The sequence below is a fragment of the Pseudomonas sp. JS3066 genome (genome assembly GCF_036328175.1).
Taxonomy (GTDB): domain Bacteria; phylum Pseudomonadota; class Gammaproteobacteria; order Pseudomonadales; family Pseudomonadaceae; genus Metapseudomonas.
The window spans coordinates 4,303,422-4,320,975 of the sequence record NZ_CP143312.1 but is presented as its reverse complement, the minus strand read 5'-3'; the positions used below and the strand labels follow the sequence as shown (position 1 = coordinate 4,320,975).

Sequence of the window (17,554 nt, the reverse complement as noted above, 5' to 3'; positions counted from 1 at the left end):
ATGTGCCCGAGTCGTACCCGCGCGCCGGCCCGCACTGTCAGGGGCCGGCTCTACCTGCAGTTCCGCATGGGCGGCGACCGCTATGCGCTGGATGTCCATGAAGTGGTGGAAGTCCTGCCCATGCGCCAGCTGAAACAGGTGCCCGAGTCACCGGGCTGGGTGGCCGGGGTGTTTTCCCATCGCGGCGTGCTGGTGCCAGTGCTGGACCTGGGCGTGCTCGCCTTCGGCCAAGCTGCGCAGGTGCGCACCAGTACCCGGCTGGTGCTGGTGGATTACCCATTGGAGGGGCGGACGCGCTGGCTCGGGCTGATCCTCGAGCAGGCTACCGACACCTTGCGCTGCCGCCCGGATGAGTTCCGCGACTACGGTCTGGAGCAGGGCGGGGCACGCTACCTGGGGCCTGTCTACCAGGGCGCGGATGGCCTGGTACAACGCATTCGTGTGGCCGAGTTACTGCCGGATGAGGTTCGCGCGTTGCTGTTTCCGGCCACGGAGGGTGCGGCATGATCGAACGCTTCGAGGCCCTGTTGAAGAGCCGCATCGGCCTGGAGGCGGAGTCCGTCGGCCGGGTGGTGATCGAACGTGCGCTGCGCCAGCGCATGAGCGCTTGCGGCAGTCGCGATGAAGAAGCCTACTGGGCCACCCTCAACGCCTCGCCGGCCGAGCAGCAGGCGCTGGTGGAAGCGGTGGTGGTACCTGAAACCTGGTTCTTCCGTTATCCCGAATCCTTCGCCGCCCTTGGTCGCCTGGCCTTCGAACGGCTGCCGACGCTGGCGGGTGGGCGGCCCTTGCGCATCCTCAGCCTGCCCTGTTCCACCGGGGAAGAGCCGTTTTCCATCGTCATGGCACTACTGGATGCTGGTCTTGCACCAGGACTGTTCCAGGTGGATGCAGTGGATATCAGCGAACGTGTACTGGAGCGGGCGCGCCAGGGGCTGTACGGACGCAACTCGTTCCGTGGCGAGGACCTGGGCTTTCGCGACCGTTATTTCATCCCCTCGGGCGAGAGCTATGTGCTGGCCCAGCAGGTAGCGTCGAAGGTGCGCTTCCTGCGGGGCAACCTGCTTGACCCCGGCCTCCTCTCTGGTGAGCCGCCCTACGACTTCGTCTTCTGCCGCAATCTGCTGATCTACTTCGACCGAACCACCCAGATCGCCGTGCTGGAGGTGCTCAAGCGCCATATGCTGAAGGACGGCGCCATGTTCATCGGTCCGGCCGAAGCCAATCTGCTTAGCCAGCAGGGCATGCAACCGCTGGGTTATCCACAGGCCTTCGTGTTCCGCAATGCGCCGCCCCAGGCTGCCGCCAAGCCGGCCAAGGCACGCGCTCCGGCACCCACTCCCGTCGTGACCGCCCCGCTGCCCAGCAGAGCGCCGGCCAGGCCGCGCGCGATGCTGCCGAAGCCCGAACTGCCCAGGGCCAAGGCCGATGGCGTGGGGCCCGACGCCGCCTTGGCGGCTATCGCCAGCCTGGCCAACAGTGGCCGAACCGAGGAGGCTCGCGTCGCTTGCGAAGCCTTCCTGTCAGCTCACGGCCCATCGGCCGACGTCTTCTATTGGCTCGGGCTGCTCAGCGATGTGGCCGGCAAGAGCGATGAAGCCCAGGACCACTACCGCAAGGCGCTCTATCTGGCGCCCCAGCATGCCGAGGCGCTGGCACACCTGGCGGCGTTGCTCGCCGCACGTGGCGATCGCGCCGGTGCAGAACGCCTGTTGCAGCGCGCCAGTCGCGGAGTGAACAGCCATGGCCGATAACCGCTTGCCCCTGATTGCCAGCGACCAGCTGCCCGCCGTGGACGACTGCTGGAATCGCATTGGCGTGCATGGCGACAAGTCCTGCGAGCGCCTGGCAGCCCATGTGCACTGTCGCAACTGCGAGGTTCACGCCGCCGCCGCCACCTTGTTGCTCGACCGCTACGCGCTGGTTCGCGAGGACATTGCCGCCGCGCCAGTGGCCGGCGTGGAAGAGGATGGCCGCGACTGCCGTTCCACCCTGGTGTTCCGCCTGGGCGAGCAGTGGCTGGGATTGGCGACGCGCAGTCTGGTTGAGGTGGCCTCGATCAACCCCATCCATTCCCTGCCGCACCAGCGTTCCCTGGCCCTGCTTGGGGTGACCAACGTTCGTGGGGCGCTGGTGGCCTGCCTGTCTTTGAGTGAGTTGCTGGGGCTGGAGAAGGGCGGCCTGGTGAATGGCGAGCGGCGTGTCGTGCCGCGAATGCTGATTCTCGCCAGCCAGAGCGGACCCTTGGTTTCGCCAGTGGACGAAGTGGATGGCATACACGGCATACCCGTGGATGCGGTGATCGATCCTGGCCGTACCCCGGATCTGGCGGCTCGCCAGTTCGCGTCGGGGGTGGTTCAGTGGCGTGGACGCAGCATTACGCTGCTGGACGAAAGCCTGCTGTTGCAGGCCATGGCAAGGAGCCTGGCATGACCCCGGACCAGATGCGCGACGCATCCTTGCTGGAGCTGTTCCGCCTGGAGGCGGATGCCCAGACCCAGGTGCTCAACGCCGGCTTGCTGGTGCTGGAGCGCAATCCGACCCAGGCCGACCAGTTGGAAGCCTGCATGCGCGCGGCCCACTCCCTGAAAGGTGCTGCGCGTATCGTCGGGCTGGATGCCGGGGTGCGCGTCGCCCATGTGATGGAAGACCTGCTGGAGGCTGCGCGGCAGGGGCATGTGCGGCTGCAACCGGACAATATCGATGCATTGCTGCAGGGGTCCGATCTGCTGCTGCGCATTGGCAGCGATGCCGATTGGGCGGAGAGCGCAGGCCGCGATGCCATCGCTGCGCTGATAGCCCGGCTGCAGGGTCGGTCCGCCGAACCTTCGCCCGTGGCCGAGGATTTCAACGAACCGGTCATCCCCGCGCCGACTGTATCTGCTCCCGCCATCCCTGCTGCACTGTCGTCGTCGCCGGAGTCCGCTCCCCGCGAAGTGGAAGCTCAGGTCCCTGTGGACAGCGGTGCCGAGGCCCGTGACCGGGTACTGCGGGTGAGTGCCGAACGTCTTGATCACCTGCTGGATATCTCCAGCAAGTCGCTGGTGGAGTTCCAGCGCATAAAACCCCTGAACGATGCCCTGCACCGCCTCAAACGCCTTCAGGCCAGTGCCAGCCGCGCCCTTGATGTGGCGCGGGAATCGGTGCTGGATGGCACCCTGGACCCGCAAGCCCAGGCGATGCTCGGCGAGGCCCGGCAGCTGCTCGGTGAGTGCCAGCAGATGCTCTCCGGCTACATGGCCGATTTCGATGAGTTCGGCTGGCAAGGTGGCCAGCGGGCCCAGTTGCTCTATGACGCCGCCCTGGCTTCGCGCATGCGTCCGTTCGCCGACGTGTTGGCCGGTCAGGCGCGCATGGTCCGTGATCTTGGCCGCTCACTGGGCAAGCCGGTGCGGTTGGAAGTGAGCGGCGAGACCACGCAAGTCGACCGCGACGTGCTGGAGCGCCTGGAGGCCCCACTCACACACTTGCTGCGCAATGCCGTGGATCACGGTATCGAGAGCCCGCAGGTGCGCTCGCGCCTGGGTAAGCCGGAAGAGGGCGTGATCCGCCTGCATGCCCGCCATCACGCCGGGATGCTCCTGTTGGAGCTGGCGGACGATGGTGCCGGGGTGGACCTGGAGCGCCTGCGCGATGCGGTGGTCGCCCGCCAGTTCGCCAATCCCGAAACCGCCGCGAGGATGACCGAGGAAGAGTTGCTGGCCTTCCTCTTCCTGCCCGGTTTCAGCATGCGCGAGCAGGTCACCGAGGTTTCCGGACGTGGCGTTGGCCTGGATGCAGTTCAGCACATGGTGCGCCAGCTGCGTGGCGGCGTACGCATGGAACAGCGCAGCGGAAAGGGCGCCACCTTCCGCATCGAAGTACCGCTGACCCTGTCGGTGGTGCGCAGTCTGGTGGTGGAGGTGGGCGGCGAGGCCTACGCCTTCCCGCTGGCCCATATCGAACGCATGACCCGCCTGCAGCACGAGGACATCGTCCAGCTCGAGGGTCGCCAGCATTTCTGGCACGAGGGCCGGCACGTGGGGCTGGTCTCGGCCAGCCAGATCCTCCAGTGCGCCGAGGGCAAGCGTGACGAGGCCGGCATCCCGGTGGTGCTGATCAACGAGCGTGACACCTGCTACGGCGTTGCCGTGGAGCGATTCATCGGCGAACGAACGCTGGTAGTGATGCCGCTGGACCCGCGTCTGGGCAAGGTCCAGGACCTGTCCGCCGGGGCATTGCTGGATGATGGCCGGCCTGTGCTGATCCTCGATGTCGAGGACTTGCTGAAGTCCGTCGGCAAGCTGCTGGGCAGTGGTCGTCTGGAAAAGGTCGATCGCGGCAGCCGCCAGGGAGTTGGTGCCCAGCGCAAACGCGTGCTGGTGGTGGATGACTCGCTCACGGTGCGTGAGCTGGAGCGCAAGCTGCTGGCCGGTCGTGGTTACGACGTGGCGGTGGCAGTGGATGGCATGGACGGCTGGAACGCACTGCGTTCGGAGCACTTCGACCTGCTCATCACCGATATCGACATGCCGCGCATGGACGGCATCGAACTGGTCACCCTGGTGCGTCGTGACAATCGCTTGCAGTCGTTGCCGGTCATGGTGGTTTCCTACAAGGATCGTGAAGAGGACCGGCGACGCGGCCTGGATGCCGGCGCCGACTATTATCTGGCGAAAGCCAGCTTCCACGACGAAGCGTTGCTGGATGCAGTGGTCATGCTGATCGGGGAGGCCCAAGGGTGAGGATAGGGATAGTCAACGATATGCCCCTGGCGGTCGAGGCGCTGCGTCGGGCCCTTGCCCTGGAACCGGCGCACCAGATCGCCTGGATAGCCGGCAATGGCGCGGAAGCGGTGGAGTGCTGCGGTCGGGATGTGCCGGATGTGGTGCTGATGGACCTGCTGATGCCGGTGATGGACGGGGTCGAGGCGACCCGCCAGATCATGGCTCGCAGCCCTTGCGCCATCCTCATCGTCACCGTGGATATCGAGCAGAACGTGCACCGGGTGTTCGAGGCCATGGGCCATGGTGCCCTGGACGCAGTGAATACGCCCGCGCTTGGCAGCGGCCAGGCCCAGGAGGCCGCGCTGCTGCTGCGCAAGATCCAGAATATCGGCTGGCTCGTGGGCCAGCGCGACAACCGCGGACGCGGGGCAGACGAGCCGCGTTCCCGGCACAGTGGCGGCCAGCGGCTGGTCGCCATCGGTGCCTCGGCGGGTGGTCCGGCGTCCCTGGCGCAACTACTCAAGCGGTTGCCGGCGGATTTTTCGGCAGCCGTGGTGTTGGTCCAGCATGTGGACGAAGTCTTCGCTGCCGGCATGGCCGACTGGCTGGCCAGCGAGTCCCGACTGCCCGTTCGACTGGCACGGGAAGGCGAGCCGCCACAGCCGGGAAGCATCCTCCTGGCCGGCACCAACAATCACCTGCGACTGCTGAAAAATGGCACGTTGGCCTATACCGCCGAGCCCACCAGCTTCGTATATCGTCCATCCATCGATGTTTTCTTCGACAGTCTGGTGGAGCACTGGAAGGGCGAGGCCATCGGCGTGCTCCTTACCGGCATGGGGCGGGACGGTGCTGAAGGCTTGAAACGCATGCGCGACCGGGGCTTCCTGACCATTGCCCAGGACCAGGCCAGCTGCGCGGTTTACGGCATGCCCAAGGCCGCCGCCGCCATTGGCGCGGCGGTGGAGATCCTCGGCCTGGAACGCATCGCGCCCCGGCTGGCCGAGGTGTTCGGATGATTTCTACCTCAGGCCTGCGGGCCCGGAGAGCGTTATGCAATACCCCTATCGCAACCCCATGGACATGACCCCGGTCGAGCCGTCGGCAATGGTGCTGCTGGTCGATGACCAGGCCATGGTCGGTGAAACGGTGCGTCGGGCACTGATGGCCGAACCGGGCATCGACTTCCATTTCTGCGCCGACCCGTTGCAAGCGGTCGCCGTGGCCCTGCAGATCAAGCCAACGGTCATCCTCCAGGACCTTGTGATGCCGGGAGTCGACGGTCTCAGCCTGCTTGCCGAGTACCGCGCGGTGCCAGCGCTGCGCGATGTGCCGATCATCGTCCTGTCGACCAAGGAAGAACCCACGGTGAAGAGTGCAGCCTTCGCCGCCGGGGCCAACGACTACCTGGTCAAGTTGCCCGATACCATCGAGCTGGTCGCGCGCATCCGCTACCACTCGCGCTCCTTCACCGCCCTGCAGCAGCGCGACGAGGCCTACCGCGCCCTGCGCGAGAGCCAGCAGCAATTGCTGGAAGCCAACCTGGTGCTGCAGCGGCTGATGAACTCCGACGGGCTGACCGGGCTGTCCAACCGGCGTCATTTCGACGAGTACCTGGACATGGAGTGGCGCCGCGCGCTCCGCGAGCAGAGCGAGCTGTCGATGCTGATGATCGACGTCGACCACTTCAAGGGCTTCAACGACAGCTTTGGCCATGTAGCGGGCGATGAGGCGCTGCGCCGGGTGGCGGAGTCGATCCGCACCTGCTGCAGCCGCGCCACCGACCTCGCCGCGCGCTACGGCGGCGAAGAGTTCGCCATGATCCTGCCAGGTACCGCCGCTGGCGGCGCGCGCCTGCTGGCGGAGAAAGTACGGCGCTCGGTGGAGGCCCTGGGCATCCACCACGACCTGCCGGTGGCGGGCTCGGTACTGAGCGTCAGTATCGGTGTCGCCACGCTCACTCCCAAGCCAGGCCAGGTTTCCCTGGTGCTGGTGGACATGGCTGACCAGGGGCTCTATCAGGCCAAGCACAATGGCCGTAACCAGGTGGCCATGGTGGCAACCAGCTCCACTCCGTGATCGGGACGGGCTTCATTGAGCCCGTGCGTCGCCGGCGTGGCGCAATTCGCGGCTGGCATGCTGCCGGCATCCAGTGACTCGGGTATACTCGCCGGCTTTTCCGAAAGTTTTGCCAGCGAGAGCTTCCCGTCATGGAAATCAACCCGATCCTGAACAGCATCAAGGACCTCTCCGATCGCACCCTGTCTATTCGGGGGTATCTTTGACTACGATCAGAAGCATGATCGTCTCGTCGAAGTAAACCGCGAACTCGAAGACCCCGCCGTCTGGAACAACCCCGAATACGCCCAGAATCTCGGCCGTGAACGTGCCCAGCTGGCGCAGATCGTCGAAACCCTGGACGACCTGACCAGCGGCCTGGCCGACTCCCGCGACCTGCTGGACATGGCGGTCGAGGAGAACGACGAAGGCGCCGTGAATGACGTCGCCACCGAAGTCGAGCGCCTGCGCACGATCCTCGAGAAGCTCGAATTCCGTCGCATGTTCAGCGGCGAGATGGACATGAACAACGCCTACCTGGACATCCAGGCCGGCTCCGGCGGTACCGAAGCCCAGGACTGGGCCAACATGCTGCTGCGCATGTACCTGCGTTGGGCCGACAAGCGCGGCTTCGACGCCACCATCATCGAACTGTCCGAAGGCGAGGTCGCCGGTATCAAGGGCGCCACCGTCCATGTGAAGGGCGAGTACGCCTTCGGCTGGCTGCGCACCGAGATCGGCGTGCACCGCCTGGTACGCAAGAGCCCGTTCGACTCCGGCAACCGTCGCCACACCTCGTTCACCGCGGTGTTCGTCTCGCCGGAAATCGATGACAACATCGAGATCGAGATCAACCCGGCCGACCTGCGCATCGACACCTACCGCTCCTCCGGCGCAGGCGGTCAGCACGTGAACACCACCGACTCCGCGGTGCGTATCACCCACGTGCCGACCAACACCGTGGTGGCGTGCCAGAACGAACGCTCCCAGCACGCCAACAAGGACACCGCCATGAAAATGCTGCGGGCCAAGTTGTACGAGCAGGAAATGCAGAAGCGCACCGCCGCGTCCCAGGCCCTGGAAGACACCAAGTCCGACATCGGCTGGGGCCACCAGATTCGCTCCTACGTACTCGACCAGTCGCGGATCAAGGACCTGCGTACCGGCGTCGAGCGCAGCGACTGCGACAAGGTGCTGGACGGCGATCTGGACGAATACCTCGAGGCCAGCCTCAAGCAGGGGCTTTGACGCGATTTCGCCGGCCGGGCTGCGTGTTGGCCGGCGCTCGCTAAGCTTTTGAGCCTTTGCAACGCGATTATTTTCAAACAGGCGATTCGACGCCTAACCGGGAACCACCAAGACCATGAGCGACCAACAACTCGACCAGCACGAACTGCAACAGGAAGAAAACAAGCTGATCGCCCAGCGCAAGGAAAAACTTGCCGCCGTGCGAGAAGCCAAGGCCATTGCCTTCCCCAATGACTTCCGCCGCGAAAACTACTTCGCGGACCTGCAGAAGCAATACGCCGACAAGACCAAGGAAGAGCTGGAAGCAGCCGCCATCCCGGTCAAGGTCGCTGGTCGCATCATGCTCAACCGCGGTTCTTTCATCGTTCTTCAGGACACCAGCGGCCGCCTGCAGGTCTACGTCAACCGCAAGACCCTGCCGGAAGAGACCCTGGCCGAAATCAAGACTTGGGACCTGGGCGACATCATTGGCGCTGAAGGCACCCTGGCCCGTTCCGGCAAGGGCGACCTGTACGTCGAGATGACCAACGTGCGCCTGCTGACCAAGTCCCTGCGCCCGCTGCCGGACAAGCACCACGGCCTGACCGACACCGAACAGCGCTATCGCCAGCGTTACGTCGACCTGATCGTCAACGAGGAAACCCGCAACACCTTCCGCGTGCGTTCCCAGGTGATCGCCCACATCCGCCGCTTCCTGTCCGACCGCGGTTTCCTCGAAGTGGAAACCCCGATGCTGCAGACCATTCCCGGTGGCGCCGCGGCCAAGCCGTTCGCGACCCATCACAATGCGCTGGACATGGCCATGTTCCTGCGTATCGCGCCGGAGCTTTACCTCAAGCGTCTGGTGGTAGGTGGTTTCGAGAAGGTCTTCGAAATCAACCGCAACTTCCGTAACGAAGGCGTTTCGACCCGGCACAACCCCGAGTTCACCATGCTCGAGTTCTACCAGGCCTACGCTGACTACGAAGACAACATGGACCTGACCGAGGAACTGTTCCGCGAACTGGCCCAGGCGGTGCTTGGCTCCACCGACGTGCCCTACGGCGACAAGGTCTTCCACTTCGGTGAGCCGTTCGCCCGTCTGTCCGTATTCGACGCCATCCTCAAGTACAACCCGGAAATCAGCGCCGCCGACCTCAAGGATGTCGAGAAGGCCCGTGCGATCGCCAAGAAGGCCGGTGCCAAGGTCCTCGGCCACGAAGGCCTGGGCAAGCTGCAGGTGATGATTTTCGAAGAGCTGGTGGAGCACAAGCTGGAGCAGCCGCACTTCATCACTCAGTACCCCTTCGAAGTGTCGCCGCTGGCGCGCCGCAACGACCAGGACCCGAGCGTCACCGACCGCTTCGAGTTGTTCATCGGTGGCCGCGAGATCGCCAACGCCTACTCCGAGCTGAACGACGCCGAAGACCAGGCCGAGCGCTTCATGCTGCAGGTCAAGGAGAAGGATGCCGGTGACGACGAGGCTATGCACTACGATGCCGATTTCGTAAATGCCCTGGAATACGGCATGCCGCCCACCGCTGGCGAAGGCATTGGTATCGACCGACTTGTGATGTTGCTCACCAATTCGCCGTCTATTCGTGACGTCATCCTGTTCCCGCACATGCGGCCCCAGGCTTGATGCAGGAGCAAGAATAAAACCGCCTTCGGGCGGTTTTTTCTTGGCCGCCGACCGGCATGCGAACCTTTTGCCCCGGCGCCGCTCCTACAAGGCGCTCGTCAGGGAGACAGAGCCTAAATCTCGCCAGCTCCTGCATTGATAAGCGGGATAAATGGTCAACACTTTCACCTTGAGTGAGTTCGGAGGGTTTCCTGTCTTGAACCAGTCGTCCCGCAGTGACAGCGCCGCCCGCGTGGCCAGCGCAGTTGCCGAGAGCGTGAAGTACCAGGGCCGCAAGGCCAGCCGCCAAGGTAGCGAGCAACGCCGCCAGGCGATCCTCGATGCCGCCATGCGCATCATCGTCCGCGACGGTGTGCGGGCGGTGCGCCATCGCGCCGTGGCCGCAGAGGCCCAGGTACCGCTATCGGCCACTACCTATTACTTCAAGGACATCAACGATCTCATCACCGATACCTTCGCCCAGTTCGTAGAGCGCAGTTCGGCGGTGATGGCGGCCTTCTGGGCCAGCGTGGAGGATGACCTGCAGGCCATGGCAGCGGTGCTCAGCCGCGACGGTGATTCGCGCCGGGCCATGACCGACCAGATCGTCGAACTGGCCATCCAGTACGTGCGCAGCCAGTTGGAGGAGAACCGCGACCAGTTGCTGGCCGAACATGCTTTCCGTCAGGAGGCGCTGTTGAATGCCGGTCTGCGTAATCTTGCTGACGCACATCGCAAGATACTCTCGCTGGGCGCGGAGCATTTCTTCCAGGTACTGGGTTCGGCCGAGCCCACCGAAGACGCCAAGGTGTTGACGGCCGTCATTCTGCGGATGGAATATCAGGGCCTCCTCGACGGCGTGGAAAACCTCGACATCGGCGAGATGCGAGCGGTCCTGAAGCGATACCTGTATCTGGTGATGGGACTCTGAGCGCGTAGATCAAACCCCGCTATCGCGGGGTTTTTCGTTATCACAAGGAGAGCGAGATGAAAGTCTGGCGTGCCGTGGTTGCCCTGTCCTTCCTGCTGTTGGGCGGCTGCCTGGTCACCTTCAAGGATCCTATTCCGGCCAACGAACCGGCCCCTATCCCCCTGCTCGGGGACTGGACCCGCAAGGACGAGTGGGGCGAACGCGAGTATCTGGAGATCAGCCGCTCCGGCTCCAACGTGTACAAGGCGCGCAGCTTCGAGGGCAGCAAAGACAACCTGGAGGGCATGGAGGAGTTCGGTTTCACCGTCGCTCACCACGGCCGCCGCTGGTATCTCTCTGCCGGGCTGCCGAAAAAACTGGGCGCGAACTTCGCCATCGTCGGTTTCGAGTTGACCACCGATAACGAACTGGTGGTCTACAACCTGGACGTCGAGCGCATCGAACAGGAAATGCAGGAAGGCAAGTTCCAGGGGCAGCCTGTGGAAATGCCGGACGGCGACGGCGTGCTCATCACCACTCCTCTGGATGTGGTCTTCGGCTGGCTGGATGATCCCGCGAACTCGGACGTCTTCGTTGAAGTGGCGCGTTACCAGCGCTCAGCCGAGGAGTGAGTCAACGATGACCCGTCGCAAGTTGCCTGACGATTACCAGAAAACCATTCGCGCGCTATCCGACCGCATCGTCCAGGCGCAGACGCCGATTCGCGTGCTCGACGCCGTGAAATGGGACGACAGCGTTCGCCAGGACTTCCTCAAGCACAAGGGCAAGTCCATGCCCCATGTGGACCGCGCCTACTACGAGAGCCGTCCGCTGGCCTTCGACTCGGTGGAGAAGAAGCTGGAGTTCCAGAACATCGAGCGCGATATCACCCGTCATCTGGGCCAGTTCAACCCGGTGGGGCAGATCATGCGGCGCATGTGCAAGGAATACCGCATGGTGATCCGCATGCTGGAAGCACGCGGCACCGCGGATTTCGGCCTGATTTCCCAGGAGCTCTACGGCGCGGCCTCAGATGCCTTCCATGCGGGCGATCCGACCCTGGCCGATCTCGGCCTGATGCTCTCGGACTACCTGAACAACATCGACCATCGAGGCGACCTCAAGGACGAGCCCAAGACTCTCACTGCCAAGGATGCCGTCAACCTGCTGCAGAGCCGGCTGGGAAACGTGTTCGGCGATGACACCATCCGCGTTTTCGAGTCCGACGGTATCGTCGCCGACGCGGCGGCCGGTGCGGACTACATCAAGATTCGCGCCGATGCCATGTTCAACGAGCGCGACGTGCGTGCCTTGGAAGTCCACGAGGGACTGGTGCACGTGGGTACAACCCTGAACGGCCAGAACCAACCGATCTGCACCTTCCTTTCCAAGGGCCCGCCGTCCTCCACCGTGACCCAGGAAGGCCTGGCGATCCTGATGGAAGTGATCGCGTTCGCGTCCTATCCGACCCGGCTGCGCCGGCTGACCAACCGCACCCGCGCGATCCACATGGCGGAGGAGGGGGCTGATTTCCTCGAGGTCTATCACTTCTACCGCGAGCAGGGTTACAGCATGGAGGAGAGCTATGGCAGCGCCAGCCGCGCCTTCCGGGGTTCGTTGCCGGGCGGGCTGCCGTTCACCAAGGACCTGTCCTACCTGAAGGGCTTCATCCTGATCTACAACTACATCCAGCTCGCAGTGCGCAAAGGCAAGCTGGAGCAGATCCCGCTGCTGTTCTGCGGCAAGACCACCCTGGAAGACACCCGCACGCTGCGTCAGTTGGTGGACGAAGGCCTGGTGGTGCCGCCGAAGTACCTGCCGCCGCAGTTCCGTGACCTCAACGCGCTGTCGGCGTGGATGTGCTTCTCCAACTTCCTCAACCACTTGAGCCTGGAGCGCATCGAGGCGGACTACGCCAACATTCTCTGACCGACCTTGTCGGGGCGAAGGCACTCGCCCCGGCAGAGCGGCACGAACCCTGTAGGGGCGAATTCTTTCGCCAACCAGCCCGCAGGGCTGGCCTGTGATGTTTCAGGAAGGAAATGCACATGCCCGCTTCCCGCCTCTTGCTGATCCTCTTCGTTCTGATCCTGCAAGGCTGCAGTGCGCTGCTGTTCTACCCGGACCAGCACCTGCCCTTCACGCCGGAAAAGGCCAAGCTGGAGTATCGCGATATCAGCCTGACTGCCGCCGATGGCACACGCCTGCATGCCTGGTGGCTGCCGGCCAAGCCTGGCGTGGAGGTGAAGGGGACGGTGCTACACCTGCATGGCAATGGCGGCAATGTCGCTACGCACCTGGGCGGCAGCTGGTGGTTACCAGCGAAGGGCTACCAGGTGCTGTTGCTGGATTATCGTGGCTACGGCCGCTCCGAGGGTTCGCCCAGGCTGCCGGACGTCTACCAGGACATCGATGCCGCCTTCGCCTGGCTGGACCAGGCGCCGGAGGTCCAGGGCAAGCCGGTCGTGCTGCTTGGCCAGAGCATCGGTGGCGCCTTGGCCGTGCACTACCTCTCCGAGCGTCCACAACGGCGCGATCTGCTCAAGGCCCTGGTGCTCGATGGGGTGCCGGCCAGCTACCGCGAAATCGCCCGCTACAGCCTGTCCAATGCCTGGCTGACCTGGCCATTGCAGGTGCCGTTGTCCTGGCTGGTGCCCGACGGTGACAGCGCCATACGTGGCATTGGCGAGCTGAAGGGCTTGCCGCTGCTGATCTACCACAGCATCGATGATCCGGTGGTGCCTCTTTCCAACGGCGTGCGCTTGTATCAAGCTGCGCCCCCGCCGCGGGTGTTCCAGCCGGTCCGTGGCGATCATGTGCAGACCTTCGCCGATCCCACCTGGCGGAAGGTAATGCTGCTTTACCTCGAAGACCCCACGGGCTTCGTCGGACTGCGCCGGCTGGCTGAAGTCCCGAATACAGAGAGTCCCCAATGAGCGAACGCAATCCCATCCCGCTGATCCTCACCGGCATCGGCAGCATTGTCGGCACCGTGATGGTGCTCTGGTTCTACGGTTACCTGCACTTCGCCAAACCCGAGGACGCGCTTCTGCTGTCCGACTTCACCATGCTCAAGACCATCCCCGGCGAGGACTACAAGGTTTCCCTGGAGCCCGCCGCGCAAGTGGCGCAGTGCATCGACGGCGTGCTGGTGATGTTCGATACCCAGCAAAAAGGCCTGACTGGCGTGCTCGTGGACAACAAGAAGAAAGCGGTGCGCTGCGTGGGTCAGGAGACCCCGCAAGAGGTCAAGTAAGGGGCTAGCTTCCGTAAGGAGGTGACTCGCATGAACATTCGTATCTGGCAGGGCGATATCACCACCCTGGAGGTGGACGCCATCGTCAATGCCGCCAACTCCTCGCTGCTTGGCGGCGGGGGTGTTGATGGCGCCATTCACCGCGCCGCCGGCCCCGATCTCCTCGCGCTGTGCCGTACCCTTGGCGGTTGTCCCACGGGCGAGGCACGCATCACGCCGGGCTTCCGCCTGCCTGCACGGTTCGTGATCCACACCGTCGGCCCGGTTTGGCGCGGCGGCAATCATCGTGAACCGGAACTGCTCGCCAACTGCTACCGCAACAGCCTGGCCCTGGCCGAAGCCGAAGGGCTGGCGAGCATCGCCTTTCCGGCGATCAGTTGCGGCGTGTATGGCTATCCGCTGGAGGCAGCGGCGCGTGTCGCGGTGGCCGAGTTGAAGCGGTCGAGGCCCGAGGGCAGCAGTTTGCGTGAAGTGCTGTTGGTGGCGTTCGGCGGGGACATGGTCAGGGTCTATCAAGAGGCTCTGACGTAGGTTGGTGCTGAGGAGCGATGCCCAGCACCATAGTTTCCGGCTTTGACACCATCGTTGGGCTTCGCTGCGCTCTGCACCAACCTACGTTTCGTTAGCGCAACGACTTCGGCGACAACAACCGCAGCCCATTGAACACCACCAGCAGGCTGGCTCCCATATCGGCGAAGACCGCCATCCACAGCGTGCCTTCGCCCATCAACGTCAATGCCAGGAACACCGCCTTGATGCCCAGTGCCAGGCTGATGTTCTGCATCAGCACCCTGTGGGTACGGTGAGACAGACGGATGAATTGCGGCAGCTTGCGCAGGTCGTCGTCCATCAGCGCCACGCCGGCGGTTTCGATGGCGGTATCCGTGCCGGCGGCGCCCATGGCGAAGCCGATGTCGGCGCGGGCCAGCGCAGGCGCGTCGTTGATGCCGTCGCCGACCATGCCCACGGGCACGTTGCCGGACTGGCGCCTGCTGATTTCCGCCAGTTTGTCCGCGGGCAGCAAGTTGCCGCGTGCGTCGTCCATGCCCACCTGGCTGGCGATGGCCTGCACCGTGTGCGGGTTGTCGCCGGACAGCATGAGCGTCTTCACCCCCAGCTCATGCAGCTGGCCGATGGCCTCGCGGCTGCTGTCACGCACTGTGTCGGCCACCGCGAACAGCGCCAGCACGGCGTTTTCCCCACACAGCGCCACCACTGTCTTGCCCTGGGTTTCCAGGCCGTCCAGACGCGCTTCCAGGCCTGCCCCGCAAAGGCCGAGTTCCTCCACCAGGCGGTGATTACCCAGGTGGTAGGTTTGACCCTCGATCTGACCGCTGACGCCCCGGCCGGGCAGGGCGGCCAGGTTATCCACAGCGTAGAGCGCGATGCCGTCTGCCTCGGCGGCGCGGGCCACGGCCTGGGACACCGGGTGGTCCGAACGGGCCGCCAGGCTGGCCGCCAGGGCTCGGGCGTCACGCTCATCCGCGTGCAGCAGCTCGAAGTCTGTCTGCCGGGGGCGGCCCTCGGTCAGGGTGCCGGTCTTGTCCAGTGCGATCCAGGCCAGCTTGCGGCCAAGCTCCAGGAAAACGCCTCCCTTGATCAGGATGCCGCTCCGCGCCGCCGCGGACAGGCCGCTGACGATGGTAACGGGGGTGGAGATCACCAGCGCGCAAGGGCAGGCGATCACCAGTAGCACCAGTGCCCGGTACAACCAATCGAGCCAGAGGCCGTCGAACAGCAGGGGCGGGAGCAGGGCGGTGAGTACGGCGATGAGGATCACCACTGGGGTGTAGATGCTCGAGAACCGATCGACGAAGCGCTGGGTAGGCGCGCGCGAACCCTGGGCGGCTTCCACCGCATGAATAATGCGTGCCAGGGTGCTGTCGTCGGAGGCACGGGTGGCGCGGTATTCCAATTCGCCCTCGCCATTGATTGTGCCGGCGAACAGCGGATCGCCCAGGTCCTTATCCACAGGCAGGCTCTCGCCGGTAATCGGGGCCTGGTTGACGCTGGAGCGCCCGCTCAGCACTTCACCGTCCAGAGCGATGCGCTCGCCCGGCCGCACCCGCAGGCGGGTGCCGGGCTGTACCTCACGGGCTGGGCGTTCGCGCCATTGGCCGCTTTCGAACACCGTGGCCTGTTCGGGCGCCAGTTGTAGAAGGCCGCGAATGGCGTCCCGCGCGCGTTCCAGCGATCGCGCTTCAAGGAGCTCGGCAATGGCGAACAGCACGCTGACCATGGCTGCTTCTGGCCACTGACCTATCAGCAGGGCACCGGTGACGGCGATGCTCATCAGTGCATTGATGTTCAGGTTGCGGTTCTTCAGGGCGATCCAGCCCTTCTTGTAGGTGGGCAGGCCGGCGCCGAGGATGGCGAGTATTGCCAGGCCGGCAATTGCCCATTCTGGCGCCAGGCCAAACCACTCGCAGGCTTCCGCTGCCAGCGCGGCCAGTCCAGCCAGCGCCAGGGGCCACCAGGGTTTTTTCGCTTGAGCCGGGGCCGTGGCGGAAGCGCCTTCGGCGAGTGGCACTGCCTGCATGCCCAGACTCTCGATCAGGCGTTGCAGGGGCTCGACGTCGTCGAAGCGATGGCGTACGCGCAGCAGACGCTGCATCAGATTGAATTCCAGCGCCTCGACTGCCGGGACCTTGCCCAGGGCGTCGCGGATCAGGCGTTCTTCCGTGGGACAGTCCATGGCATCGATGCGCAGGCTGCTCCAGCGAGCTTCGGCGGTAGCGGCGATGGCGGCTACTTCCGGCGTGGCGGAGCGGGGCGCATGGTCATGGTCGTGGCAGCAATGGTGGCTCATGGGTCAATTCCTGTTTGACGCTTCGAGTGGCATTGCACACCCTGTAGCAACTACAGAGTCAAGCGGAGGTGCCGCATGAAGATCGGCGAACTTGCCACCCTCACCGGGTGCCCTGTGGAAACCATCCGCTACTACGAGCGCGAAGGCCTGTTACCGGCGCCCTCGCGCAGCGCGGGCAACTACCGGCAGTACGACACGGTCCACGTCGAGCGGCTGTCGTTCATCCGCCACTGTCGTTCGCTGGACATGACCCAGGAGGAAATCCGCGCCCTGCTGGCCTTGCGCGATCGTCCCGAGGCCGATTGCGGCACCGCCAACCGGCTAATCGAGGAGCACCTGCACCATGTGGAGGTGCGCATCGCGGAGCTGCAGTCACTGCGCGACCAGCTCCATGACCTGCGCGCGCGCTGCAGCGGGGAGGGCGCAAGCGAGGCCTGCGGCATTCTCCGCGAACTGGAGCAACCGGGGCCGCCGCCGGTGACCAGCGAGGAATGCGCGCACGCCGGCCACCTGCACGTACCGGGCGTGCATCGGCGGGGCTGACTTGGCGTGCGACGGTCTAGTGGTTCGTGTTGTCGCGCTGATCACTCAATTGCCGCAGGTAGCGGCGTGAAAGGGCCAGGAAACGGGGCGTCGGCCCGATATCCTCGTACAGCGGGTCGCCCTGTTCATCGGTGGCGACCACCTGGCTGCCCTTGACGTAGGGGAAGCTGGCCTCCAGTTCCTCCAGTGCGGAACCGACCAGTTCTCCAATCAGCTCCTCGACACTGCGCTTGGGGTACATCTCGGCCAGGGCGGCCAGTCGCGCGGCGGACTCCAGGTCCAGGTGAATGCTGTACTCGCTGCGGGTCAGGCGACCCTTGGCGTTCTGCTCCCAATGGCGGACTAGTTCTCGGATTTTCATAGACACCTCATCCTCTTCCCACGTGGTTGTGGGTGGCTTTGAACTCCGGGCGGTCTCTGCCAC

At 64.5% G+C, this 17,554-nt stretch carries 17 protein-coding genes; 15 read left to right on the top strand and 2 right to left on the bottom strand.

The annotated features are described in order from the left end of the window. The 14 genes from SA496_RS20365 to SA496_RS20300 all read left to right on the top strand — a co-directional run bounded on the left by SA496_RS20365 (position 1) and on the right by SA496_RS20300 (position 14,309). Positions 1 to 507, top strand: a complete 507-nt coding sequence (locus SA496_RS20365) for a chemotaxis protein CheW (RefSeq protein WP_153920790.1) — start codon at positions 1 to 3, stop codon at positions 505 to 507. Then, on the top strand, positions 504 to 1,754 hold the full coding sequence (locus SA496_RS20360) for a CheR family methyltransferase (protein ID WP_153920792.1): 1,251 nt from the start codon (positions 504 to 506) through the stop codon (positions 1,752 to 1,754). Before SA496_RS20365 ends, SA496_RS20360 begins: the two co-directional genes overlap by 4 nt. After that, on the top strand, positions 1,744 to 2,433 hold the full coding sequence (locus SA496_RS20355) for a chemotaxis protein CheW (RefSeq protein WP_120654810.1): 690 nt from the start codon (positions 1,744 to 1,746) through the stop codon (positions 2,431 to 2,433). The genes SA496_RS20360 and SA496_RS20355 overlap by 11 nt, the downstream gene beginning before the upstream one ends. Next, on the top strand, positions 2,430 to 4,724 hold the full coding sequence (locus SA496_RS20350; RefSeq protein WP_153920794.1) for a hybrid sensor histidine kinase/response regulator: 2,295 nt from the start codon (positions 2,430 to 2,432) through the stop codon (positions 4,722 to 4,724). The genes SA496_RS20355 and SA496_RS20350 overlap by 4 nt, the downstream gene beginning before the upstream one ends. Next, positions 4,721 to 5,725: a chemotaxis response regulator protein-glutamate methylesterase gene (locus SA496_RS20345; protein ID WP_120654812.1), complete on the top strand. Its 1,005-nt coding sequence runs from the start codon at positions 4,721 to 4,723 to the stop codon at positions 5,723 to 5,725. The genes SA496_RS20350 and SA496_RS20345 overlap by 4 nt, the downstream gene beginning before the upstream one ends. A gap of 34 nt (positions 5,726 to 5,759) precedes the next feature. Beyond that, positions 5,760 to 6,785, top strand: coding sequence for a response regulator (locus tag SA496_RS20340; protein ID WP_153920798.1), 1,026 nt, complete (start codon positions 5,760 to 5,762; stop codon positions 6,783 to 6,785). A gap of 131 nt (positions 6,786 to 6,916) precedes the next feature. Next, positions 6,917 to 8,012, top strand: a protein-coding gene (gene prfB / locus SA496_RS20335; protein WP_120654814.1) for a peptide chain release factor 2 whose coding sequence is annotated in 2 segments (ribosomal slippage) — positions 6,917 to 6,988 and positions 6,990 to 8,012 — 1,095 coding nt in all. Because the reading frame shifts where the segments join, the coding sequence is not laid out codon by codon here. A 115-nt stretch (positions 8,013 to 8,127) separates the two neighbouring features. Beyond that, positions 8,128 to 9,633 carry a lysine--tRNA ligase gene (gene lysS / locus SA496_RS20330; protein ID WP_120654815.1) on the top strand — a complete coding sequence of 502 codons (1,506 nt, stop codon included), beginning with the start codon at positions 8,128 to 8,130 and terminating at the stop codon, positions 9,631 to 9,633. 196 nt (positions 9,634 to 9,829) lie between these two features. Further along, a complete protein-coding gene (locus tag SA496_RS20325; protein ID WP_120655366.1) occupies positions 9,830 to 10,543 on the top strand; it encodes a TetR/AcrR family transcriptional regulator in 714 nt (237 codons plus the stop codon). 56 nt (positions 10,544 to 10,599) lie between these two features. Further along, positions 10,600 to 11,154 carry a hypothetical protein gene (locus tag SA496_RS20320; RefSeq protein WP_120654816.1) on the top strand — a complete coding sequence of 185 codons (555 nt, stop codon included), beginning with the start codon at positions 10,600 to 10,602 and terminating at the stop codon, positions 11,152 to 11,154. Positions 11,155 to 11,161: 7 nt separating this feature from the next. Then, positions 11,162 to 12,451: a flavohemoglobin expression-modulating QEGLA motif protein gene (locus SA496_RS20315; protein WP_330114377.1), complete on the top strand. Its 1,290-nt coding sequence runs from the start codon at positions 11,162 to 11,164 to the stop codon at positions 12,449 to 12,451. 113 nt (positions 12,452 to 12,564) lie between these two features. Then, on the top strand, positions 12,565 to 13,458 hold the full coding sequence (locus tag SA496_RS20310; protein ID WP_120654818.1) for an alpha/beta hydrolase: 894 nt from the start codon (positions 12,565 to 12,567) through the stop codon (positions 13,456 to 13,458). Beyond that, a complete protein-coding gene (locus tag SA496_RS20305) occupies positions 13,455 to 13,778 on the top strand; it encodes a hypothetical protein (protein ID WP_120654819.1) in 324 nt (107 codons plus the stop codon). Before SA496_RS20310 ends, SA496_RS20305 begins: the two co-directional genes overlap by 4 nt. Positions 13,779 to 13,808: 30 nt before the next feature. Beyond that, complete coding sequence (locus SA496_RS20300) at positions 13,809 to 14,309, top strand: O-acetyl-ADP-ribose deacetylase (protein WP_120654820.1); 501 nt, start codon at positions 13,809 to 13,811, stop codon at positions 14,307 to 14,309. A 91-nt stretch (positions 14,310 to 14,400) separates the two neighbouring features. Here the strand turns inward: SA496_RS20300 and SA496_RS20295 are convergent, their stop codons facing one another. Further along, the gene (locus SA496_RS20295) at positions 14,401 to 16,587 is read right to left on the bottom strand and encodes a heavy metal translocating P-type ATPase (RefSeq protein WP_330114376.1); all 2,187 of its coding nucleotides are present in this window, start codon (positions 16,585 to 16,587) and stop codon (positions 14,401 to 14,403) included. A gap of 75 nt (positions 16,588 to 16,662) precedes the next feature. Between SA496_RS20295 and cadR the strand changes: the two genes are divergently transcribed. After that, complete coding sequence (cadR, locus tag SA496_RS20290; protein WP_028627406.1) at positions 16,663 to 17,130, top strand: Cd(II)/Pb(II)-responsive transcriptional regulator; 468 nt, start codon at positions 16,663 to 16,665, stop codon at positions 17,128 to 17,130. A gap of 16 nt (positions 17,131 to 17,146) precedes the next feature. Here cadR and SA496_RS20285 read toward each other — a convergent pair whose 3' ends face one another. Then, positions 17,147 to 17,491 carry a pilin assembly protein gene (locus SA496_RS20285; RefSeq protein ID WP_120654822.1) on the bottom strand — a complete coding sequence of 115 codons (345 nt, stop codon included), beginning with the start codon at positions 17,489 to 17,491 and terminating at the stop codon, positions 17,147 to 17,149. Positions 17,492 to 17,554 lie beyond the last annotated feature (63 nt).